The sequence below is a fragment of the Aquimarina litoralis genome (genome assembly GCF_039523995.1).
Taxonomy (GTDB): domain Bacteria; phylum Bacteroidota; class Bacteroidia; order Flavobacteriales; family Flavobacteriaceae; genus Aquimarina; species Aquimarina litoralis.
The window spans coordinates 1,575,863-1,600,728 of the sequence record NZ_BAAAGE010000001.1; the positions used below are offsets into that span (position 1 = coordinate 1,575,863).

At 33.3% G+C, this 24,866-nt stretch carries 19 protein-coding genes; 8 read left to right on the top strand and 11 right to left on the bottom strand.

Features of this window, described 5'->3' with window-relative positions; translation table 11 throughout:
- Positions 1–26: 26 nt before the first annotated feature.
- Positions 27–548: a hypothetical protein gene (locus ABD077_RS06325; protein WP_343911513.1), complete on the bottom strand. Its 522-nt coding sequence runs from the start codon at positions 546–548 to the stop codon at positions 27–29.
- 114 nt (positions 549–662) lie between these two features.
- On the opposite strand from ABD077_RS06325, the gene ABD077_RS06330 reads away from it, so the two are divergent.
- Positions 663–3,449 (top strand): 2-oxoglutarate dehydrogenase E1 component, encoded by a 2,787-nt coding sequence (locus ABD077_RS06330; RefSeq protein WP_343911514.1) that lies wholly within the window; start codon positions 663–665, stop codon positions 3,447–3,449.
- 61 nt (positions 3,450–3,510) lie between these two features.
- A complete protein-coding gene (odhB, locus tag ABD077_RS06335) occupies positions 3,511–4,740 on the top strand; it encodes a 2-oxoglutarate dehydrogenase complex dihydrolipoyllysine-residue succinyltransferase (protein ID WP_343911515.1) in 1,230 nt (409 codons plus the stop codon).
- Positions 4,741–4,831: 91 nt separating this feature from the next.
- Here the strand turns inward: odhB and ABD077_RS06340 are convergent, their stop codons facing one another.
- The 4 genes from ABD077_RS06340 to ABD077_RS06355 form a co-directional block, all read right to left on the bottom strand.
- Entirely contained in the window at positions 4,832–7,366 is a 2,535-nt protein-coding gene (locus ABD077_RS06340) for a glycoside hydrolase family 9 protein (protein ID WP_343911516.1), read from the bottom strand.
- Positions 7,367–7,851: 485 nt separating this feature from the next.
- A complete protein-coding gene (locus tag ABD077_RS06345; protein ID WP_343911517.1) occupies positions 7,852–8,799 on the bottom strand; it encodes a GYDIA family GHMP kinase in 948 nt (315 codons plus the stop codon).
- Positions 8,800–8,908: 109 nt separating this feature from the next.
- On the bottom strand, positions 8,909–9,568 hold the full coding sequence (locus ABD077_RS06350) for an ATP-binding cassette domain-containing protein (RefSeq protein WP_343911518.1): 660 nt from the start codon (positions 9,566–9,568) through the stop codon (positions 8,909–8,911).
- Positions 9,569–10,247: 679 nt separating this feature from the next.
- Positions 10,248–11,564: a hydroxymethylglutaryl-CoA reductase, degradative gene (locus ABD077_RS06355; RefSeq protein WP_343911519.1), complete on the bottom strand. Its 1,317-nt coding sequence runs from the start codon at positions 11,562–11,564 to the stop codon at positions 10,248–10,250.
- 245 nt (positions 11,565–11,809) lie between these two features.
- Between ABD077_RS06355 and ABD077_RS06360 the strand changes: the two genes are divergently transcribed.
- The 6 genes from ABD077_RS06360 to ABD077_RS06385 all read left to right on the top strand — a co-directional run bounded on the left by ABD077_RS06360 (position 11,810) and on the right by ABD077_RS06385 (position 19,234).
- Positions 11,810–13,981, top strand: coding sequence for a S9 family peptidase (locus ABD077_RS06360; protein ID WP_343911520.1), 2,172 nt, complete (start codon positions 11,810–11,812; stop codon positions 13,979–13,981).
- A gap of 46 nt (positions 13,982–14,027) precedes the next feature.
- Positions 14,028–15,599 (top strand): peptide MFS transporter, encoded by a 1,572-nt coding sequence (locus ABD077_RS06365; protein ID WP_343911521.1) that lies wholly within the window; start codon positions 14,028–14,030, stop codon positions 15,597–15,599.
- A gap of 99 nt (positions 15,600–15,698) precedes the next feature.
- Positions 15,699–16,238 carry a thioredoxin family protein gene (locus tag ABD077_RS06370; RefSeq protein WP_343911522.1) on the top strand — a complete coding sequence of 180 codons (540 nt, stop codon included), beginning with the start codon at positions 15,699–15,701 and terminating at the stop codon, positions 16,236–16,238.
- Positions 16,239–16,413: 175 nt separating this feature from the next.
- Positions 16,414–17,070, top strand: a complete 657-nt coding sequence (locus ABD077_RS06375) for a hypothetical protein (protein ID WP_343911523.1) — start codon at positions 16,414–16,416, stop codon at positions 17,068–17,070.
- Between the two features lie 286 nt (positions 17,071–17,356).
- Entirely contained in the window at positions 17,357–17,695 is a 339-nt protein-coding gene (locus ABD077_RS06380) for a hypothetical protein (protein ID WP_299603778.1), read from the top strand.
- 243 nt (positions 17,696–17,938) lie between these two features.
- Positions 17,939–19,234 (top strand): serine hydrolase domain-containing protein, encoded by a 1,296-nt coding sequence (locus tag ABD077_RS06385; RefSeq protein ID WP_343911524.1) that lies wholly within the window; start codon positions 17,939–17,941, stop codon positions 19,232–19,234.
- A gap of 5 nt (positions 19,235–19,239) precedes the next feature.
- Here ABD077_RS06385 and ABD077_RS06390 read toward each other — a convergent pair whose 3' ends face one another.
- The 6 genes from ABD077_RS06390 to surE form a co-directional block, all read right to left on the bottom strand.
- On the bottom strand, positions 19,240–21,282 hold the full coding sequence (locus tag ABD077_RS06390) for a ComEC/Rec2 family competence protein (RefSeq protein ID WP_343911525.1): 2,043 nt from the start codon (positions 21,280–21,282) through the stop codon (positions 19,240–19,242).
- A 128-nt stretch (positions 21,283–21,410) separates the two neighbouring features.
- Positions 21,411–21,968: a hypothetical protein gene (locus ABD077_RS06395; protein WP_343911526.1), complete on the bottom strand. Its 558-nt coding sequence runs from the start codon at positions 21,966–21,968 to the stop codon at positions 21,411–21,413.
- Between the two features lie 91 nt (positions 21,969–22,059).
- On the bottom strand, positions 22,060–22,575 hold the full coding sequence (locus tag ABD077_RS06400; RefSeq protein WP_343911527.1) for a C40 family peptidase: 516 nt from the start codon (positions 22,573–22,575) through the stop codon (positions 22,060–22,062).
- Positions 22,576–22,590: 15 nt separating this feature from the next.
- On the bottom strand, positions 22,591–23,700 hold the full coding sequence (lpxB, locus tag ABD077_RS06405) for a lipid-A-disaccharide synthase (protein WP_343911528.1): 1,110 nt from the start codon (positions 23,698–23,700) through the stop codon (positions 22,591–22,593).
- A gap of 24 nt (positions 23,701–23,724) precedes the next feature.
- The gene (locus tag ABD077_RS06410; protein WP_343911529.1) at positions 23,725–24,006 is read right to left on the bottom strand and encodes a hypothetical protein; all 282 of its coding nucleotides are present in this window, start codon (positions 24,004–24,006) and stop codon (positions 23,725–23,727) included.
- Complete coding sequence (gene surE / locus ABD077_RS06415) at positions 23,999–24,781, bottom strand: 5'/3'-nucleotidase SurE (RefSeq protein WP_343911530.1); 783 nt, start codon at positions 24,779–24,781, stop codon at positions 23,999–24,001. Before surE ends, ABD077_RS06410 begins: the two co-directional genes overlap by 8 nt.
- Positions 24,782–24,866 lie beyond the last annotated feature (85 nt).

The window sequence follows — 24,866 nt, forward strand, 5'->3', positions numbered from 1 at the left end:
GTTTTTATCTTAAATAAAGGGAATTTTTAAAAGAATACTCTCACAAATGGAGCGTAAGCGCTTGCATAGATACTTTTGTTTTCGTCATATAAAACATCATATCTGAGTCCAACACTTACAAAACCAATCCTATATCCTGCACCTATAAAAAGAGCTGGATACCAATAGTTATCACTAAAATCTTCTCCATCAATTTCGAAATTCCTGCTTACACCCATTTGTTCAAATTCCGCGGAGAGCTGTAATTCAGGAAAAGGGTTGTATAGTGTAATAAGACTTGCGCCATAATTTGTAGCAGTAAAATTTCGAGAATCCGTATAACCGAAGTTGAGTCCAAACCCTGCACTGAACTGATTATTAAAATCATACACTGCAGAAGGTGCTAAAATACCATTAAACGTATCATCGGTAAAACCAATACCAATATTTCCACCAATTCTAACTTTGGACCAAAAATTATTATCCTGAGCATAACATTCTTGTAAGGAAAGGAAAATTGATAATACTAATACGGAAATTTTGATTTTATGAATAAGAATTAGTTTCATTGTTAAAATTGTAAAAAAATGTTACAATAAATATATATAATTCGATACTCATTATACTGTAATTGTTGTATTTTTGTGATGTTTTATAATAAAAAGACGGTTGAATACTTACATATGGATAAATATTCATTTTTGAATGCGGCTAATACCGCATTTTTTGCAGACTTATATGATCAATATCTGCAAAGCCCAGATAGCGTAGAGCCAAGCTGGAGAGCATTTTTTCAGGGATTTGATTTTGGTATGGAAAGTGCCGATGGTGCCGGAGAAACAATTTATATCGAAAAAGAATCCGGTGATACTGTTGCAGTTCCAGAAAATGTTCAAAAAGAGTTTCAGGTAATTAGATTAATCGATGGCTACAGAACAAGAGGTCATCTTTTTACCAAAACGAACCCAGTTAGAGAGCGCAGAAAATACACACCTACATTAGCATTAGAAAATTTTGGTTTAAGTCAAGCTGATCTCAATACTACCTTTAACGCAGGTGAGATAATTGGTATCGGACCGAACACTTTGAGTAATATCATTGTTCATTTAGAACAAATATATTGTGATGCAATAGGAATCGAGTATATGTATATTCGTAATCCTGAAGAACGTGCTTGGATACAAAGTCGTGTAAATTTTAATACCAACAGAACAAAGTTTACTAACGATCAGAAAAAGCATATTCTTAAGAAACTTAATCAGGCTGTTTCGTTTGAAAGTTTCTTGCATACCAAGTACGTTGGTCAGAAACGATTTTCACTAGAAGGAGGAGAGTCTTTAATCCCTGCATTAGATGCCTTGGTTGAAAAAGCAGCTGATATGGGAGTTAAAGAGTTTGTGATGGGAATGGCACATAGAGGTCGTTTGAGTACACTTACCAATATTTTCGGAAAAAGCCCAAAAGATATCTTTAGTGAGTTTGATGGTAAGGATTATGAAGAAGCGATCTTTGATGGTGATGTGAAATATCACTTAGGATGGACCTCTAAGAGAGAAACAGATTCAGGGAAAGCTATCAACATGAATATAGCACCAAATCCATCCCACCTAGAAACTGTAGGTTCTGTGGTAGAAGGAATCACAAGAGCAAAACAAGATAGACATTATAAAGAAGATATATCTCAGGTATTACCAATTGTAGTGCATGGAGATGCCGCTATTGCAGGGCAAGGTTTGGTATACGAAATTGTTCAAATGGCGCAATTAGACGGATACAAGACTGGTGGTACAATCCATATTGTAGTAAATAATCAAATTGGTTTTACTACCAATTATTTAGATGCGCGTTCTTCTACATATTGTACAGATGTAGGTAAAGTTACACTTTCTCCAGTACTTCATGTAAATTCAGATGATGCCGAAGCAGTAGTTCATGCAACTAATTTTGCTTTAGATTTTAGAATGAATTTTGGGCGTGATGTATTTATCGATTTATTAGGATATCGAAAATATGGTCATAATGAAGGAGATGAACCACGTTTTACACAACCTAAGTTGTATAAAGCAATTGCTAAGCATAAAAACCCAAGAGATATTTATGCAGCAAAATTAATCGCGGATGGTATTATAACCAATGACTATGTAGCGGAATTAGAAAAGGAGTATAAAGCATCACTGGAAGAAGAGTTAGAAGATTCTCGTAAGCAGGATAAAACCATTATCACGCCGTTCATGCAAGATGAATGGGCAGGTTTCACTAGAGTTCAGGAAGATGAGATGATGGAAAATGTGGATACTACGTATTCTAAAGAGAGTCTCACCGAAATCGCGGAAGTAATTACAAAACTACCATCAGATAAAAAGTTCCTTCGAAAAATTGATAAAATTATAAAGGATAGAAATAAGCGCTTTTTTGAAACAGATGAGTTAGATTGGGCGATGGGAGAACTATTAGCATATGGATCTTTATTAAAAGAAGGATATGATGTGCGTATGAGTGGACAAGATGTAGAAAGAGGAACCTTCTCTCATAGACATGCTGTTATAAAAGTGGAAGATAGCGAAGAAGAGGTACTATTATTAAATAACCTGAAAGGTGATCAAGGAGATTTTTATATCTATAACTCATTTTTATCAGAGTATGGAGTAGTAGGATTTGATTACGGTTATGCAATGGCAAGTCCTAAGTCTTTGACTATCTGGGAAGCTCAATTTGGAGATTTTAGTAATGGTGCTCAAATCATGATAGATCAGTACATTTCTTCTGCTGAGGATAAATGGAAACTTCAAAATGGTTTGGTGATGTTATTACCTCATGGTTATGAGGGGCAAGGAGCAGAGCATTCTTCTGCTAGAATGGAACGTTATCTACAATTATGTGCTAAGGATAATATGTTTGTTGCAGATGTTACTACACCAGCTAATTTGTTTCATTTGTTGAGAAGACAAATGAAAGCTGATTATCGTAAGCCTTTGATTATTTTTACTCCTAAAAGTTTGTTACGTCATCCTAAGGTAGTTTCTTCTATCGATGATTTGGCAAATGGAAGTTTTCAAACGGTTATTGATGATGCAGATGCTAAAGAAAAAGACACGAAAACACTAGTATTCTGTACTGGTAAATTCTATTATGATCTTTTAGAGCAAAAGGAAAAGTTAGAAAGAAATGATGTAGCTTTAGTTCGAATAGAACAATTATTCCCACTTCCGGTGAACGAAATGGATGCTTTAATTAAGAAGTATAGTAAAGCAAAAGATGTTGTTTGGGCTCAGGAAGAACCACGTAATATGGGAGCATTAAGTCATATTTTAATGCATTTTGATGGAGCAACTTCATTTAGATTTGCAAGTAGAAGACCGTATGGAGCTCCAGCGGCTGGAAGCGCAACAAGATCTAAAAGAAGGCATCAGGAAGTGATTGATTTTGTATTTGATAAAACAAAAGACAATCAAAGAAGAAAAAAGAAATAGTAAGGTAAAGTAAAAATCGAAAATTTTTCGCTCACGCGATATAAAGTATAAACTTAGAATTATGGCTTTAGAAATGAAAGTCCCTTCTCCGGGAGAATCCATTACAGAAGTAGAAATTGCTCAATGGCTTGTAGAAAACGGTGATTATGTAGAAAAGGATCAAGCTATTGCCGAAGTAGATAGTGATAAAGCAACATTAGAATTACCTGCGGAAGCTAGCGGTATTATCACCTTAAAGGCAGAAGAAGGTGATGCAGTAGCAGTTGGTGAGGTTGTATGTCTTATAGATACGGATGCTGCCAAACCAGAAGGAGGTGCATCTGCATCTTCTGAAGCTCCTAAAGTAGAAGAGAAAAAAGAAGAATCTGCACCAGTAAAAGCAGAAACACCAGCTCCTCAGAAAACAACTACGTACGCTACAGGTACTGCTTCTCCGGCAGCTAAAAAAGTATTAGCAGAAAAAGGTATTGATGCTTCTCAGGTAAAAGGTACTGGTAGAGATGGTCGTGTTACAAAAGCAGATGCTGTTGATGCTAAACCTTCTATGGGAACTCCAGGTTTAGGAAGTAGAGGAGAGTCTAGAAAAAAATTATCTATGTTACGAAGAAAGGTAGCAGAGAGATTAGTTTCTGTAAAGAACGAAACTGCGATGCTTACTACTTTTAATGAAGTAGATATGCAGCCAATTTTTGATTTAAGAAAAGAATATAAAGAAACCTTTAAGGCTAAGCATGGAGTAAGTCTTGGATTTATGTCATTCTTTACGTTAGCTTGTGTAAGAGCATTAAAGATGTATCCAGCGGTAAATTCTATGATTGATGGTAAAGAAATGCTTTCTTTCGACTTTCAGGATATAAGTATTGCTGTGTCAGGACCAAAAGGATTAATGGTTCCTGTAATTAGAAATGCAGAAAATTTAAGTTTCAGAGGTGTAGAGTCAGAAGTGAAAAGATTAGCTATTCGCGCTAGAGAAGGACAAATTACTGTAGATGAAATGACAGGAGGAACCTTTACAATCACAAATGGTGGAGTATTCGGAAGTATGTTGTCAACTCCAATAATTAATCCTCCTCAGAGTGCTATTTTAGGGATGCATAATATTGTAGAACGCCCAATTGTAAGAGATGGTCAAATTGTTGTTGCTCCTATTATGTATGTAGCTTTATCTTATGATCACAGAATAATTGATGGTAAAGAATCTGTAGGGTTCTTAGTAGCAGTGAAAGAAGCGTTAGAAAATCCAGTAGAGTTATTAATGGATAATAATATTGGTAGAGCATTAGAGCTTTAGAAAAAATATCTTATAGAAATGAAAAACCACTACTTACTAAAATGTAGTGGTTTTTTATTTTTAATAAAATTCGGATAACCCGATTATTAATCTATTGTTTGATTAATTTAGAAGTATAGTTTTGCCCTTCTGCAATTACCTTAACTAGATACAAGCCAGAGGTTACACCACTAATATCTATATTGGCGATTGTTTTGTCTATTTTGCGAGATAGTATTTTCTTTCCTTGTACCGAATATAATTCTACTTTAGAAATAGTGGTAGATAAGGAAGATTGAATGTTTAAAACATTGCTTGTTGGATTAGGGAAAATCTTAAACGCATTTTTGATTTGCTCGTTTTCATCTATAGATAGTGTATTTGATTCTCTTTGATAAAAATCTAACGCATGCATTGCATACACTAACGGAGCATTCCAATTGATAGTGATTTCATTGGTAGAATAAGAACACCAGTGATCTACATATTTAGACGCTGGAAAGTTAGTAGGAAAACTAACACCAGAACCAGAGCAATCTCCAGTATCTGGATTATTTTCGTTTTGTGGTCCACCAACAATCATTCCTGGTACTGGTGCGGAAACACCATCGGCATCAGAAATTCTGTGATGAGGTTCGAATACTTGCTTGTCTCCGAATCCTGTAACATAAGAGAATCCTGTTCCATTTCTTCCAAAAATATAATCCATCGCCGTGTAAGCAGCATCTAAATAGGATTCGTCGTTTGTAAGTTCGTATGCTCTAATTAGTAGAAAAAGCTGGTTTCCAACAGCACCATTACTACCCCATGAGTAATCATTGCCTTCCATGGTAATTTTCATTGCAGACGAATTAACACGATCTCTTAGTTCATTGGCAGTTCCTAACAAAGTATTGTTGGCCTGTGTAACATTTATAGATCCGGTTAAACTGGTTGCATGGTGTGCTATAGAAATAAGTGCTAAAGGATCACTATAAGGCCAACTGGGTGTTCCTCCTCCAATAGAGCTTACATTAATATCATCCTTATAAGTGTTTTCTCCAGTCGTAATAAATAATTCTACGGCTGCCCACTGAAATTCATCAGTTACATTCGTATCTCCATATTCTCCGGTTTGAATATCCGAAACTGGACCTCCGCCTCCTTGACTATAATAAACAGTAGGATTTGCTTTTGCCCAAGTGTAGGCGTCTTTAGCAGCATTCTCTAATTGAGTGCTAAACCCAGGACGTACGCTTTCGTAATCGGCAAATATTCTGGATGCTACCGCTGTTACTGCTGCAAAATTTAATGCGGCTGCGGTAGATTTCTGAACTACATATCGCTGTAAATTGTAATCCGCAGGCATAATTCTTCCAGAAAAAGATTTTGCTGTTAACTTATGATAGACTCCTCCATCAAAAGGATCTTGCATGGTTAACATCCAATCTAAGTTCCATAAGACTTCATCCAAAATATCAGGAAGATCACCACCTTGTTCAGGGATGTTATATTGTAAGTTTTCCCATTCTGTTTTATAGTGTTCGAAAGCAGCTAATAAGGTATAAGTGCTTATTCCGCTATTTACAATATATTTATTATAATCTCCAGCGTCATACCATCCTTTTGGAGAGGATATGATAAAGTTTTCAGGCCTACCAGAAGAAACTGCTGATGAATGTATTCTTACTTGTGTGTCAGGTGTTCCTGCTGGTCTGGCATATACGCCAGCATGAGTAGCCTCTAAAGCAGTAGACGATCGATTGTAATAATAGTATTTAAAAGCTTCTTCTCTTAGTTCGGCATATCCATCATTACTGACCTTAAAAGAAATCTCCTCCTGATCAACTTGAAAACGATAAGTTCCCTCAGCATCTACTCCAGAAATATCAACATTGGCAATATGTTCTCCTGAATCACTCCATAGAGAGGATGGTCCTGTAGTTCCTGATAATACAATATTATCATTACTGTCTAAAACTGTATAAGCCTGATTACTAAAGCTACTTTGCGCTGCAATACTAATAGTCTTATTCCTTCCTGTTAGATATCCTACTTGATTATAACGAACATCAAAGGTAGAAGGAGGAGGAATAGCTTCTAAAGGTTCTCCAAAAGAAATCCAATCTATTGTAATCGTACCGTTGTACTGACCTCCATTGGTTCCTGGATTTACAAAAAATTGTACAAATCGAATTTTAGAAGAATCTACAGGACATGGTGCTGTAGCTTGCGTACAAGAAGACCCTCCATAGCCTCCATCTTGCAAGCTAGAGGAATAATCAAGTTCATAAATTGTAGAAGTACCATCTATTCTAACGGATTGCGGACTAAAGTTGGTTACAAAATCATCTTCATCTTGTATATCTACTCTGAAATCGGGATTAGAAGTTCCTGAAACTTTTATAAAAAGCTTATTGTTACCAGAAGCATCTACCGATATATCTGTTCCGGAATTGTGCAAAGTATACACGATAGGATCAAAATCCCCAGCGGTACCATCTCCTTGTATAACCAGATTTCCTCCAGATAAAGATGAGGAATAAGAACTAGAAGACTCTACAGAGAGTATTCCTTCATCAAAGTCATCGCTATAGACGACTTGGGCATTAACTTGAAAAACTACCAGTAATAAAATTAAGGTAGCAAATAAATTTCTTTTTTTCATCGGGACAATTTTTAATTTCGAGCTACAATTTTATTTCCAAAAATAGATTATAGCCCATTTTAACGATTTGTGGCGAGCGAAAATTAAATCATAAATAAATCGATCAAAAAATGAAATCTGAAAATCAACGAAAACTTACTTAAGATTTTAAGTAAAAAATTGATTTATATTCTTTTTTTATTTTTTAATTAATGACGATTTATTTAGTGAGCATTTTAAGCTCATTTTGAATATTATGTTTAAGAACCAAATTTAAAGAAGGAATGTGTTACTGCTTTAATAATTATATCTTAACATTTTATGTACATTGTCTTTTTTGCAGAGATAACAGGTTAAAACACGCTGAGTAAGCGCGTTTTTGTAGGGTTTTCAAATAAAATAGTATGAGTTTGAAAAGTATAGATTTAAAGATATTTTATATAATTAATATCTCTTTTAAACAGATAAATCCAACGAGGTATATCCTTTTATTTCTATACAAAAGCCTATAAAATCATTTCTGTATATGGAATAATCGTTTGATAACCTTTGTTTTCAAAATATTTCATGTCATTTGTACTTCCTGTAGCTAGTACAAAATCACCACCCCAGCCACCTAAACTTTTTACACTTCCTGAATAATCTGAAAATAAATTAGTTTTTACAGCAGGAGTCTTAATAATTTTTGAGATGATATCTTCATGTAAATCTACTAATACATTAAATTCTTCTAAAGAATCACAGCCAACTATTTTGTGAGTGATTTCTGTGATGGAAGTTGCAGCTTTATCAAAATCTTTAAGAGGTAATGATTGATAGTGTTTGATGGATTGTTTACTGTCTTGTTTTTTGTTTAAATAGATAAAAAATAAAGAGTCTTTGAAAATAGGGTTAAAGTCTATTTCCTTTACAAGAGGTTTTCCTTCTTTACGGGTGTATAGTATAGGACTATTATGTTTGGCACTGGCAATATCATAACCACTACCTCCAAAACTTTTATTGAGTAATGTATAAGCATCTACATCAGCCCATTGAGCAATATTGTTTATAAGTGTGGAAGAAGAACCTAGTCCCCATTGTCTATTAAATTCTAATTTCGTTTCTATACCATATCCTTTAGGATCGGATAAAAATTTTGGATTTAATTCCTGAGCTACTTTTAAAATTTTGAAAAGTGTTTCAGAAATACCTAATCCTTCCTCGTCATGTATCATTGAAGTAGAAGAACTTTCTGTAGAATAAGAATCTTGTAAAGGCAGTGGTATGGTAGTTTCAAACCATTTTAAGTTGTCATTGTCAATACTTTTCCAGGTGATTTGTTCGATCTTATTTTCAGTTACCTCTAGCCATTGCCCTTTTTTGGTTGGTAATGCTAATGCTGGAATACCATCAAGTACTAAATATTCTGAAGTTAAGAGTAGTTTACCGTGACTATAAAATTTGTTTTTCGACATATATGATAGATTAGTCAAAAACAAATGTACTTTTTTAAGTGCTTTTATAAAATTAGGTAAGAAATAAATTAGAAATTGATCGATCAGAGAATTTGGTTCCAATACCTAATTAAGTTGGGAGATAGTTTACGTATCCATAATCTACTAATTGAGAAGATTCTTTTATGGGAATCGATGTATTGTCTTTTATCAAATATAGCTCATTGGATACAGTAAGAATCTGGCGATACATGTGATCGGTGATAATGATGATTTTATGTGCTTTTTCTTTTTTAATAAGTTCGATAAATTTTTCGACATATAAAGGAGTAATGTTAGAAAAAGGCTCGTCTAACAATACAATGTCACCTGAACTCATGAGCATAAGGTAGGTTTCAATTATTCTTTTTTCACCTCCTGATAGATCATATATATGAGGGTTTTTATATTTCCGAAAAGTTTCGAATTCAGACACAAAATTTTCCCAAGTAAGATCGAATAGTCTAAATACCCTTTTTAGAGGTATATTTTTGGGTATGGTATCAATTTGAGATAAATATTTTACTTTTTTGGATAAGTATAAGGGTTTGCTTTGGTGTTTTCCATCAATCCGGATTAACTTATTTTGCGGTTTTAAATGCCCAAAAACAATTTTTAATAAACTACTTTTTCCACATCCATTTCTTCCTAATATTCCCGTTACTTTTCCTTTTTCTGCCTTTATGTAAATACCGTTCAGAATAAACTTATCCCCGTAGGATAATTCTATATTGTCAATTTCCAAAATCATGAAATAAAGTATTGAAATGCATAAAATGTGATTGCAGAAATTATACAATCAAAAAGAAATCCAACCAGAAAAAGATGCATGTGATGCAGGCCAAGGTTTTCATAAAAGAAGAAACGATCTGTATATGAAACCTCCATGTTGGTATAAGAAACAAACTTGTGCCATACTTTTAATCCCAAAAAGTACAGTAGTTTAATGAGGATAATAAAAGAAAGATTTGTGTTGTTATCTCTAAATAATAGCAATAACGTAGCAATTGTAAGCACTACAAACTGCTTTCTGTAAAAATATAGTAAGAGATATAATTTGGTGGGCATAACTAAAAACCTTGAAGGTAATGCTTAAGACTTAATTATTGTTGGGAATGAGCTATTACCAAGATACTTCCTGTAGTAAGGACGAAGGTTTTATTTAGTTATGACAGTTTTCTGAAATTATTGACCACAAAAAGAACTTTTATGTTTTTCTTTTTAAGCTAATATCTATGTTAAAAGTTATTTCTCTTTATTAGTATTCGCATATAAAAAAGCCAACGATACTAAGATTCCTGATACCATTGAAGAAATAGCAGTTTGTAAAAAAGATAAACGATTAAAATAGAAGTATTCTATAGCAATATGAATGCAAAAAGTAATGGTGGCTATTAGGATTAAATTTTTTAAGAAGAAACGGGTTTTCATTATTTTCTCAGCTTTTCGATTTGTTCTACCACTTTACTATGACTTACTGTATTAGTTTTGAAGTATGCTATCAACGATTCCTTTTCCGAGGGTGTTGCCTCAAACTGATTTAGAATGTTCATCAAATGCATTTTCATATGACCTTGCTGAATTCCAGTTGTAATCAAGGAATTGATCGCTCCAAAGTTTTGTGCTAATCCCGCTACTGCGGTAATTTTCATCAATTGTTTGGCATCTGGTTTTCCTAATAAGTTTAATGCTAGTTTTACCAAAGGATGCAAAGAAGTTAACCCTCCAACGGTACCTAAGGCTAATGGTATTTGTATCGAAAATTGAAAAATATCATTTTCAATTTTGGCATCGGTAAGGCTTGTGTATTTACCATTTCTAGAAGCATAAGCATGTGCTCCTGCTTCAATAGCTCTAAAATCGTTTCCAGTGGCAAGTACTACGGCGTCGATTCCGTTCATAATACCTTTATTATGAGTTACCGCTCTGTAGGGTTCTATTTTGGCAATCTCTACAGCTCGTACAAATTTTTGCGCATACGCTTTAGGAGATAATCCCTCTACATTAGGTAGGTTTTCTATTGGGCAAGAAACAAAAGCTTTTACAATACATTCTGGGACATAATTAGATAGTATGCTCATGATGATTTCAATATCCTTTTCATCATCTGAAAATTTATCATAAGAATCGGCAGCATTGGTTAGAAAATCGGCAAACTGCTCTAAGCAAGAGTTTATAAAATTAGCACCCATTGCATCTGCAGTTCCAAAAGAGCAATGAAGTTGATAGTAATTTTCGATTTCATCAGTTTTGTCTCTTAGCTCAATATCAATAATCCCTCCACCTCTTTTTTCCATGTTTTTGGTAATATGAGAAGCAGATGAAATAAGATCAGATTTTATGGTTTCAAAGAATGATTTTAATGTAGTATTATCTCCTTTAAAGGTGAAATGTACTTGCCCGACTTTAGTCGTAGATAATACTTCTGCTTTAAAGCCACCTCGACTTTGCCAAAATTTAGCAGCTTTGCTAGCTGCAGCTACAACAGAACTTTCTTCAATTGCCATTGGAATGGTAAAACGTTCTCCGTTGATTAAAAAATTTGGAGCCACAGAAAATGGTAAGTAGTAGTTCGATATGGTGTTTTCAGTAAACTCATCGTGTAATTGCTGAAGCTTTTCGTCAGAGTTCCAGTACGTTTTAAGTATTTCGATAGTTTTTTGATCATTATTAAAATGATGTTCTACCAACCAGTTTATTTTGTCTGATTTAGAAAGCTTTGAAAAGCCGGAAACTACAGGAGCCATATTGAATTTTTACGATCTGGCGTCAAAGATACTATTCTGTTTGGTTTCAATCGATTTTTTAGAATTCTTATGCGTTTTTTATAATTGTTCTAAGCTGAAATATATTTTCAATTCCCTTAGATTCATTGATGATATGCTAATAATTATTCGATTATCGAATGCTGTTTTATTGTATTTAACGTCAATTGTTGTATTTTTCACGGATTTTTTAGTATTCTTGACGTTAACAAATTTTACAAAAAAGTATGAAGATTACCCAGTTGTTTTTAGGATTCCTATTATGTGTCAGTTTTACAACTGTTGCCCAAAATAAAGCATTTACACTAGAAGAAATATGGGGAGGTGCCTTTAGAACAGAACGATTACAATCGCTACACTCTATGAATAATGGAAAAGAATATTCGGTGTTAGAAAGTAATAGCGAAACTAAAAGTACTTCTATTGAAGTTTATGATTATGCGACAGGAGAGAAAGCGAATACAATTATCAAATCTTCTAATATTGATGATCTTCAGTTTTTTCAGAATTATGAATTTAGTAAAGACGAAAAAAGAATATTATTGGCTACTGAATTAGAACAAATTTATCGCCGTTCTTCGAGAGGGATTTATCATATTTTTGATGTTCCTTCAAACAGTAGTTTCAAAATAAGTGATAAAAAAATACAATCTCCTGCTTTGTCTCCTGATGGAAACAAGTTGGCATATGTGTTGGATAACAATATTTATGTTTTAAATTTTGTAACAGGAGAAGAGATCCAGCTTACAGATGATGGAAAGAAAAATGAAATCATCAATGGTATTACTGATTGGGTTTATGAAGAAGAATTTGCTTTCGTAAGAGCTTTTGATTGGAGTGCGGATAGCAATAAAGTTGCCTTTATACGATTTGATGAAAAGGAAGTTCCAGAATTTTCGATGGATGTGTACGGTACTGCCTTATACCAAAAACAAGATGTTTTTAAATATCCGAAAGCTGGAGAAAAGAATGCGAAAGTTTCTTTGCATATAGCTGATTTAGGAACTATGTCTTTGGATAAGATTAACCTCGGAGATTACAAAGATTTCTATATACCAAGAATTAAATGGTCTGCCAATCCAGATATTTTGAGTGTTCAAGTTTTAAATAGACATCAAAATAATCTGGATTTAATTTTTGTAGATGCCAAAACAAAAACACCAAAAGTGGTTTTAAATGAAAAGGATGAGGCATATATCGATATTACCGACAATCTTACGTTTTTAGAAGATAATAGTTTTATTTGGACAAGTGAGAAAGATGGATATAACCATATCTATCATTATAAAGAAACTGGAGAGCTAATTAATCAAGTAACAACTGGTTCATGGGAAGTTACCGATTACTATGGTTATGACGCAGCGAATAAGACCATTTTTTATCAAAGTGTAGAGAATAAAAATATCAACAGAGATATTTATTCTATTGGATTAGACGGTAAAAATAAGAAGAGACTGAGTAAGAAGGAAGGAACAAACGATGCAGATTTTAGTGCAGACTTTAGCCAGTACATTAATTACTTTTCTAATTCGGAAACACCTTTCGAATTTACATTAAACAATGCCACTACTGGTGATGTAATTCGTGAGATTAAAAATAATCAAGGACTAAAAGATAAACTTGCTCAGTACGATGTGAGACCAAAAGAATTCTCTACGATAGAAATCAATGGAGAAACATTGAATATGTGGACCATTAAGCCAAAGGATTTTGATCCCAAAAAGAAATATCCTGTTCTGATGTATCAATATTCTGGACCAGGATCACAATCAGTGAGCAATGTTTGGAATAGAAGTAATGATTACTGGTATATGATGTTAGCGCAACAAGGATATATGATTGTTTGTGTAGATGGAAGAGGAACTGGATTAAAAGGTGCAAAATTTAAGAAGGTTACTCAGAATGATTTAGGGAATTTAGAAGTACAAGATCAAATTGCTGTTGCTAAACAGTTGGGAGCATTGCCTTATGTAGACGCTTCTAGGATTGGTATCTGGGGATGGAGCTATGGTGGTTTTATGTCTAGTAACTGTTTGTTTAAAGCTCCGGATACATTTAAAATGGCTATTGCTGTCGCTCCCGTGACTAGTTGGAGATTTTATGATACAATCTATACGGAACGATATTTGATGACTCCACAGGAGAATGCGAAAGGGTATGATGATAACTCTCCTATTAATTTTGTAGATGGGTTAAAAGGTAAATTTTTATTAGTACATGGTAGTGCAGATGATAATGTTCATGTGCAAAATACCATGCGTTTGATAGAAGCATTAGTGCAAAAAAATAAAGATTTTGAATGGGCAATATACCCAGATAAGAATCATGGTATCTATGGAGGTAACACAAGATTACATCTATACAATAAAATGACCAATTTTATTAAAACGAACTTATAATAACTAAACAACTTATAAATTTTAATTTTCAATCACTCTTAATTATATGGATTTTACACTTATTTTATTGATCGTAGCTTGGGCCTTTTGCTTAGTATGGGTTCCAATGACAATAGTTGCTAATCGTAAATCGCATCCAAAGGCACTATTTGTATTATTTTTTGCTGAAATGTGGGAGCGTTTTTCCTATTATGGAATGCGAGCTTTACTTACACTGTATATGGCAAAAGTGATGTTTAAAGCTCTTGGAGATGGAGCAGATCTAAAAGCGGTAGCGGTTTATGGTTCGTATACAGCGTTAGTGTACTTATTTCCTGTTATTGGAGGATTAATTGCAGATAAATATTTTGGTTTTAGAAGAGCGATTATTTTCGGTGGTGTATTGATGATGTTAGGACATTTTGCTTTAGCAATGGAAGGTTTAGTGTTTGAAGGTAATGAGCTTTTATTTTATTTGTCGCTATCTCTTATTATTGTCGGGAATGGATATTTTAAACCAAATGTGTCTAGTTTTCTAGGAGAATTCTATGAGGAGGAAAAATATAAACTGCAAAAGGATGGTGCTTATAATATTTTTTATATGGGAATCAATGTGGGAGCTTTTCTATCAGCGCTAACATGTGGTTATTTAGGAGAAAAAGTTGGATGGCATTATGGTTTCGGATTAGCTGGTGTAGGAATGTTTTTCGGATTGATGACATTTTATATGAATAGAAATGTTTTTGGAGAAAGAGGAGTCGTTAAGGAAGCTGGTGTTAAAAAGGTGTTTTCTGGAATTTCATTGAATGTTGTGATCCTTATTGCTACTGTAGTATTTGTACCATTAACTGCATCATTATTAAGTTTTAATGAAGTTTTGGAAATTATACTTTTAGTTGCGGGTATTGGTATTCTGGCAGGTTTAATTATATATGGCGCAATTAGTAAAGAAAGAGTGGAAGGGACTCGACTTTGGGTTGTAGTTGTGCTTGCAGCTTTTAATATATTCTTTTGGGCGCTTTTTGAACAAGCGGGTGGTTCCTTAACCCTATTTACAGATAAAAATGTGGATAGAGTTCTTTTTGGTAGTGAAATACCGGCATCTGCTTTTCAATCTTTGAATGCATTTTTTATTATAACTCTAGCTACAGCATTTACATGGATGTGGAGTAAACTAAGGAAGCGTAATCTAGAGCCATCAACACCTATGAAATTTGTTTTAGGACTAGTTCAATTAGCTATAGGTTTTGGAGTAATTGTACTTGGGGCTAATATGTTTTCAACTGATGGTCTTGTTCCTATGATATTTATTGTTTTAATGTACTTTTTTCATACAACTGGTGAACTTAGTTTATCACCTGTTGGATTATCGATGGTAAGTAAATTATCTCCAGCCAAGATTGTTGGATTTGTAATGGGAGTTTGGTTTGTTTCATTTGCTCTAGCTAACAAGTTGGCAGGAAAAATTGGAGAGTGGGCAGCAAGCGAAAAACTACCAGAAAATGCTCAATTACAGGATACTTTAGATATTTATTCAACTACATACCTAAATTGGGGTGTTTATGTAGTACTTGGTGCCGCTGCGATCCTATTATTATTAGTGCCATTATTAAGAAAATGGATGGGAGGAATTCATTAAACACTAAAATACTACTTTACCCGTTACCCAAAACGGGTAAAGTTTTTAATAAGGAATAGTTTTTGTTCCGACTAATATGTAAAACCAAATTTTAATCATATGAAAAACCTACTTCTTCTAATTGGATGTATATTCATTTTTTCTGTCCAAGCACAGGAAATTAAATGGATGTCAATGAATGAGGCACTAGAAGCACAGAAGCAAACTCCAAAGAAAATCTTTATGGATGTATATACCGATTGGTGTGGCCCTTGTAAGTTGCTGGATAAAAAGACTTTTCATAATAAAGATGTGGTGGATTATGTAAACGCTAACTACTATGCAGTTAAGTTTAACGGCGAAGGAACTGAAGAAATCAGATACAACGATTTTACCTATACCAATCCTAATCACAATCCAAATAGAAAAGGTAGAAATAGTCAGCATTTCTTTGCAAATGCACTAAAGATTAGTGGATATCCAAGTATTGTGTTTTTTGATGAAAAAGGCAATTTAATAGCACCAGTTGTTGGTTATAAAACTCCAAAACAGTTAGAGATCTATCTAAAAATGATTCACAATGATGACTATAAAAGCCTAACAAGTGCAGATGCATGGCAAAAATATGAACAATCATTTGTAAGTACCTTTAGCAACTAAAGTAAATCAAATATACCATATAGAATTGACCCTTTTGTCTAGTAGGCAAGAGGGTTTTTTTATAATTGTTTGATTTATTGGGTGATATAAAGTTTGGTTGCGATTATTAGAATTTATATGGTAACAAAACGAATAAGTTTGACACTAATTAATAATAATTTCAAATACGTAAAGAATGAAAAAAAACTTATTCAGTTTAATAGCTGTTTTTGCCTTTTTTAATCTTGGCTTTGCCCAAGAAGTAAATCTAATAGGAAGACTAAACGGGAGTATTGGGTTTAATTATGATTCTGTTGACTATAATGGAGGGAGCTTGGCCTACAGTCCTGGGGGAGGAATGGGGTTAGAAGTTGGTGCAGAATATCATATGTTCAAGGGACTATATGGTTATGGAACGCTAGGATTTCAATATAATTTAGCTCTTCAGCTACAAAGTGGAACAGAAGGCTCTAATAAGAGTTCAGTAACTTTTAATCGTACATTTTTTACTTTTGGAGTTCATAAACTTTTTAAATTATCAGAAAATACTTTACACGGTTTAGTGATTGGTGCTGGTGGAAACTATAGCCTTCCTGGTAAATTAAAGATTACCCAAAATGATGTTTCTGGAGATCCAATTGAGTATAAACCAGGTCTTGGTTTTCACTTGGATGCCAGACTTCGATTAAAATTGTCGGATAAGTTTTTTCTAGAACCTGGAATTAGGTATAGACAGCTAGAACTCGATGTTAAGTCGTTTGGTAACAATAGTACAGATATTTTACCTCCTTATTTAAGAGAACTAAATACTTCAGGAATAGAAATTTCAGTTTCAGTTATCAAGAAATTATAGATAAAATATAAATCTTACAAGAAGCCCTGTTACCACTTTGGAATAGGGCTTTTTTTTTGTTGAAAAAGGCTTGTCCTTACAAACTTTAGGGGAAAACAATTATTGGAATTATTCCAAATTTTGTATCTTTGTATTGGAATTATTCCAAATTATAGAGATTCGTTAAACTTCATTAAAAGAATCTTAAAAACACAATTTGTGGAGTGTATTTTGCATGTATTACAGAAATATACTTAAAATTCAAATATGCATAACATCAATACCTATTAAACAATAATAGTACTATATGAGTGGTATTAAGTATGAAATACAAAATAGAAAGCTTAGGTCTTATAAGCATACGTTTGATTATAACTTTTGTAAGCAAAAGTATAATGAGTATGCTCGTATGGATTTGGATAAGTTTAAAGCATGTTTGAAGAAACCAGAGAAAATAGGAGAGATAGGACATCTATGTAGTTTCATTTTATGGGTAAAAAACAAAGAACAGGATGAGTACCGAGATTGCCTTGGTGATTATGGATTAATTCATCTCCTTTTCCATTGTTTGGAAAATAAACATAATATAGAAGTCCATGCGGAGTATATTCATATGCTTTTCAAAGAAGATATTAAACTAGTTTGACGAATTTTTGAATACTTTTTCTAAAAAAGAAAGTATTATCCTACAAATAGGTTGGTAAAATTTGTTTTATGTCATTAAAAAATGTTAAAAAACACAAAAAATGGTATTTCAACGATGATATTTGCATATAATCGTTATATTTGAGCGAATTTAAAATATTTAATAAACCAAATCGTTACTAGAATTATTGAAATCATCCCCATTTTCTTGATTTTGATATTCTTAACTTGAGCTTAACCTATTATGAAAAAACGTTTCATCATTGCCCCCTCAATGTTGTTGTTAATAGCATTACTTTTTCCCCTTGTTTCTGCCAATAAAATAGAAACTCCAAAATTACCTACACCAGTGCAGCCGAAGTTAGCTTCAGTTGACTTTTTCAAAAACCCAATTTCAGATAAGCAAAAGGAGCTACTAGCTACAGCTGTAGAGCAATATTTTAATAAGGCATTGCAGCAAAATAAAATTATCGGAGCAGGAGTAAGTATTGTAAAATGTGATTCTGTAATCTATCTAGAAGGTTTCGGAAAGAAAAATGCTTCTTTAAATGACAAAGTAGATCCAGAAACGATTTTTAGAATAGGTTCTGTTTCCAAGGGATTTGCAGGAGTTTTGTCTGGAATATATGTGGAAGAAGGTTTATTAAATTGGGATGATAAGGTACATGATTATGTGTCTAATTTTGAATTGGCAAATAAAAAATGGTCGGATAGCGTAACCTTGTCTCATATCTTATCACATTCTTCTGGTTTACCATATCATAGTTTTACAAATTTGGTGGAGGATGGAATAGATTTGAGTACGATTGCTGGTCAATTTAGAAGCATTCGTACTATTGATAAGCCAGGAAAGATTTATAGTTATCAGAATGCTGTATTCGCTCTAAGCGGTTCTATGATCGAAAAGATAAGTGGCAAGTCTTATGGAGATGCTATTGCAGAAAAGATTTTTGATCCTTTACAAATGAATAGTGCATCTACGGATTACCACTCGTTGCAGACAGCTACTAATGTGGCGATGCCCCATAGAAAGTATGGTAGACGTTGGAGATCTTTAAAATTGAATAAAAAATATTATAATGCAATACCTGCAGGAGGAGTGAATGCTAGTGTTACCGATATGGCAAAGTGGATGCGTTTCTTGCTGGGTCATAATCCAGGTGTAATGAGTACTCAAGGTTTAAAAAATGTATTCAATCCAGTTATAAACCTTCCAGGAAAGAGTAAGTACTATCAGAAATGGAAAGGACATACCGAGTCGCAATATGCTCACGGATGGCGTATCCATGATTTTAAAGATAAGAAAACGGGAGAATCTACTCGTATGATTCATCATGGTGGTCATGTGAATAGCTACAGAAGTGAGATCGCTTTATTTCCTCAAGAAGACCTGGGAATAACAATTCTTTTTAATAGTCCAACGAAACTAGCAAGAACAGTAATTCCAGATCTTCATAAAATTATAAAGAAAGTAATGGAAATGCCTGTAGACGAATTATTAGCGACAACCAATATTTCAGACAATAAAAACGAAATTTAATTTAGTTATTTTAGTATATATGCTCCCTTTTTGTCAGTACGATGAAAAGGGATTTTTTGTTTTAAACAAGTGCTTTCCCATCGGTCGAGATAACTCCTATAATTACTGCCATCGGCAATAATCTGCTCAGGCTGTATTTGTTCTATTACTTTATCTAAATGAATTTTTGGTGAATTGATTAATAAAATGATATCTGCTTTAAAGTTGGGTAAATCATATATTCCATTCTCATCAATAATAAAAATACGTTTGTCTTTATAGGTATAGATATTATGAAGTATTTGGGGAGGCGAGAGTTCGAAGTTATTAGCCACCACGTGGCCTCTGATTAGAAAATCTATGGTTGTATCTGTAATAGAATCTTTAGAAAATATTTTTAGTTGCTGATTTTCAGACACTCCTATGATTGTATTTCTTGGGTTATGAAAAACAATAAGTTCTTCTACTTTATGAGATATTTTTTTTTCATAAACTAATACAGACAAAAATAGTGCTATTACAACAGATAGCGCGAATAGTCTTTTGATATGATAGTTCCTTAAAGTTTGTATAAATACGATTGTCAAAAGATATCCTGAGACAAGTATTTTAGAGGAAAAAGAGATGTCTTTTATGATAAATGCTTTTTGTGCAGCTACCCAATGAATGATGGTGTTTATGAAATCTATAAGGTTCCCATAGGTCATAACGATCCAATCGGTCAGTAAATGGATCTTTGCTAATAAGATCACTAAGATCCCTAAACCAAGAACAATACCCAAAATAGGAATGATAATAAGGTTTGATATAATGAATAGTAGTGGGAATTGATGAAAATAGAATAATAATAAGGGTAGTAAACCTATTTGTGCTGTAATAGTAACAGTTAAAGTTTCCCATAAAATCTTATCAATGTAAAATCTAGGCTTGTATATTTTTACAAGATGAGGTTGCATCCATATTATAGAAAAAACGGCTACGTAACTTAATTGAAACCCAACCGAAAATATGAGTAATGGGTCTAAGATTACTAATATAAATATTGATATTATCAAAGCATTATAAATACTGGTTTTAGAACGAAAGTACGTGCCAATGGTTATAAAGGAAAACATCGTTGCTGCTCTAAGTATAGATGGTGATAAACCTGCGATTATTGCAAAACTCCATAAGGCGATAATAGTAAGAACTATTTTAAGTTCTCGACTTCTTTTAAAGATGTAATCCAAAGGTTTAAGTAAAAAGTTTAAGAGTATTAGTAATATTCCGATATGCAATCCTGATACTGCTAGTATATGTGTAGCTCCGGCGTTTTGATAATCTTTAAAAGTATCTATATCAATGTCTTGTTTTTGTCCTAGAATAAGTGCATTTATAATTGCTAATTGTTTTCCTGTAAAAGTATAATTGCTTAGATTTTTAAAAATGTCGGCTCTAATGATATCTGCCAAACGATAAAGGCTAAAGTTAGTTTTATCGGTAAGAATTAGATTTTTAAAGTCAATAGTAGTTTGGTAATACACATATTCGTAGCCCATATAAGAAGCATAGTTAAATTGGTTAGGGTTAAGGGGTTTTGGTATTGGTTTAAGCAATGCATATGTGAGATACGATGTGCCAGTAATTAACTTAGTTTTTAGACTTTTGTTTGGTAGCTTAAGTAGTACATCTCCTGTAACCTTATTGTTTTCTAATGAAGTAAGACTGATGATATATTTGTCATAAAAAGATGTTGATTTCAGCCTTTTTTTTACTGAAAACTCAAATGTGACATGTGGTTCGGAGTTATTCAACCGATTTGTAAAGTGAAACGGATCATTTTTTGGATGATATAATTCTACTAATGTTGTACCAAAAAAGAAGAATGTAATTATAACTAAACCACTAAAGTGAATAGTACTACGAAATATTCTATTGGCGTACCACCAAGAAATAGTTAAACCAGTTATACTTGCAGTTTGAAGTATAATAGCTATTCTAAGCGATATGGAAATATAGTATCCTAAGATAATTCCAAGAACCAAGGAAATGGTTAAAATTACAAAAGGAACATTAAGTAACTTTTTCACTACTAACAGATTAATGTATAGGTATTATGAGCCTATAATTAATCGTGTGTTGAAAACAGTAGTTGTTACCTGTTAGTACCTATTTTGTTCATCAAATAGGTGTCAAATTCTAAAATTTATAATGTAAGTTATTTTCTGATTCGATTTCTTCGTCTGGTAGTTCCTGAAAGTTCAGCTTTTTTATCTTTGATAGTTACTTTTCCAGTATCTATTTTAACAGTGTAGTCTGGGTGAGGTCCGTGCGGATCCACATCTAGTAAGATGTGGAGGCTAGAATTAGCTGTTGGGCCAAAGTTATACGTTTCCTGATAACCTTCGTGGGTTAAAGCGTCAATTCTTTTACCATCATGGCGAATAATCATTTCATATTCTCCTCCGATCCCACTTTCTTTGTCTAAACGTAAAAATTTTCTGCTATATGGTTTCATACCAACCAAACTTCCGAAATATCTAGATTTAGGTGTATGAAACCAATTTTTAAATCTGGGAGCTTCTTCCCAAATATAACCTTTGTTATCTCTGAATTTATTACCCATGTAGTGTGTTAGAGAAGTAATTTCTTTTTTTACATTAAAAAGATTTCTATTTAGATGGTAATAGATGAATTGATCTTCATCATATTCCTGTCCATTTACTTTAGCATCAATAACTTTTTTTACTTCTAGAGGATCTAATGAGTATTCCATTGGTTTAATGAGTTTTAGTATACTAATTTATAATAAATTAGGGGAATTTAGAAAGAAGGAAATAAAAAATAAATAAAATAAAGTGAAAAAGCTATAAGATCCTTCTAACTCCAGCAAAACAATTATTCCAATAACGTTCGTCTAAACTCGATATTGTAACTCCTTTAGAGGTTGAAGCATGAATGAACTGTATTTGTTTTCCTGTTTTTACTACCAACCCTACATGATTAATGCTACTTTTGTTTTTATTGGTTTTAAAAAACAATAGATCTCCAATTGCTACATTTTTCAAGGATACTTTAATGCCTTGCGTAGCCATAGCTCTAGAAGTTCTTGGGAGTACAACTTCTTCTTTCTTAAAAGAAGTGTATACCAATCCAGAACAGTCCATGCCTCTTTTGGTGGTGCCCCCATATTTATATCTTGTACCTTCAAAAGTCTTTGCATAGTCAATTATGCTTTTTATTTTTTTGCTATTGGCATTAGCTCGAGTACTTTTTTTAGAAGTCTTCGTGGATTTTCTCGAAACGGCACTTCTCTTTTTAGCACCTCCACAGGAAGAGAGCGTAATACTTAGTACAACAAGCAGATACAATAGCTTTTTCATTTTGGGATGTATTGTTTATTTCGTTTTTTCTACAATTAGATTAGCTGTTTTGTCACTGGCTCCTTTTCCACCTAATTTCTTTTCTAGATCATAATATTCTAAGAACATGACAGCTCTTTTATAGTCATCCAATATAATTGTAAGTTCTTCTTTAAGTTTTTTTGTATTAAAATCTCCTTGTATTAATTCGGTAACCACAGGTTTGTCCATGATAAGATTTACCAAAGAAATATAATCAAGATTGATAATTCTCTTGGCTATATGATAGGAAATAGCATTTCCCTTATAACATACTACCTGAGGGACTTTAAATAGCGCTGTTTCCAAGGTTGCTGTTCCTGAAGTTACTAAAGCCGCAGTACTTAAACTTAGAATGTCATAAGTCCTGTTCATAATGAGATGAACTCCTTCTTTTTTTATAAAAGGCTCATAGAATTCTTCATCTTGACTTGGAGCTCCTGCAATGACGAATTGATATTCAGAAAAATCATCGACAACACTGAGCATTACCTCAAGCATTTTGCGAATTTCTTGTTTTCTACTTCCAGGTAATATGGCTATTATTGGTCGATCATCTAGTCGATATTGTTTTTTGAAATCATCTGGCATTACCTGTGTGTGATCCGCTATGGCATCGATAAGGGGGTGTCCTACAAAATTTACATCATAATCATATTTTTTGTAAAAATCTTTTACAAAAGGTAGTATTACGTACATATAATCTACGCTTGCCTTAATAGTTTTTACTCTTCCCGCTCTAGATGCCCATACTTGGGGACTTATATAATAGTGAGTAGTATATCCTTTTGGTTTTGCCCATTCTGCAATTCGTAGATTAAAACCAGAATTATCAATTAAAATGAGTGCGTCTGGGTTGTATTCTTCAATGTCTTTTTTACACTGCTTTATGAATCCTAAAATTTTAAATAAATTCCTAATAACTTCTAAAAAACCCATAAAGGCTCTTTCTTTATAATGAAGTACCATAGTACCTCCAACAGATTGCATTAAATCTCCTCCCCAAAACCTAATTTCGGCGTTGGGATCCTCTTTAAGAATAGATTTCATTAGGTTGGCTCCGTGTAAGTCGCCAGATGCTTCTCCTGCAATAAGATAATATTTCATCTTTTAAGATACGTTCAAAGTGTGTTAACCAAATTTGCTGATAGCAATTCCTACTGCGGCTACTAAGGTAGCTAATAGAACACCTCGAGCTCTATAAGGTTTGTTCTGTTTTAAAAATAAAAAGAAAACTATGAGATTAAGAATCGCTCCTAAAGCGATTAAACTTCCCAAAAAGTTATTTTGTTGAGCTGTTTTTAACGTTTCAGTAATACTTAATTCCGAAAACAATAAAATATATAAAGCAATCCCAACAGTGTTTGCAATAATTCCGGTAATAAAACCGATTATAATTTCTTTTTTAATCATGTAATGACCAGTTGTTTAATTCTTGAATATAATGATGAGCAGTAAGATCGAATTGTGTCGGCACTATAGATACATAACCATTCTGTAATGCCCATTCGTCGGTATCTTCGCCTTTATCTTCATTGATAAATTTTCCAGAAAGCCAGTAGTAGTCTCTTCCCATAGGATTGGTTCTTTTATCAAATTCTTCAACCCAATGAGCATTTGCTTGCCGGCAAATTTTAATTCCTTTAATTTCTTCTTGGCTTAATTTCGGGATATTTACATTAAGTACTATTCCTCTGGGAAGACCATTCTGTAGCACATTTTCGACAATTGTTTTAACGTATTTTCTTGCGGGCTCAAAATCAGCATCGATGCTATAGTCCAATAACGAAAATCCGATAGCTGGTATTCCTTCTATGCCTGCTTCCACAGCAGCACTCATAGTGCCGGAATAAATGACATTAATAGCCGAGTTAGATCCATGATTAATTCCGCTTACACATAAATCAGGTTTACGTTTTAAAATCTGTCTTGTTGCCATTTTAACACAATCTACTGGAGTGCCTGAGCAACTATACTCTTTTTGAGGAGCATTTTTATCCACAACAATAGCATCACAATACAGAGTGCTGTTTATTGTAATAGCATGCCCCATAGCACTTTGAGGGCTATCTGGAGCGACGACATACACGTCTCCAATTTCATTCATTATGTTGATTAACATTCTAATTCCTGGGGCTGTAATCCCGTCATCATTCGTAACTAGAATCAACGGTTTTCCTTGTGACATGCGGTTGTTTTTTTCTCTGGTAAAAATACATTTTTTTTATTCTAATTATATAATTCTAAATCAGGAGTATATATTATTAGTTCTT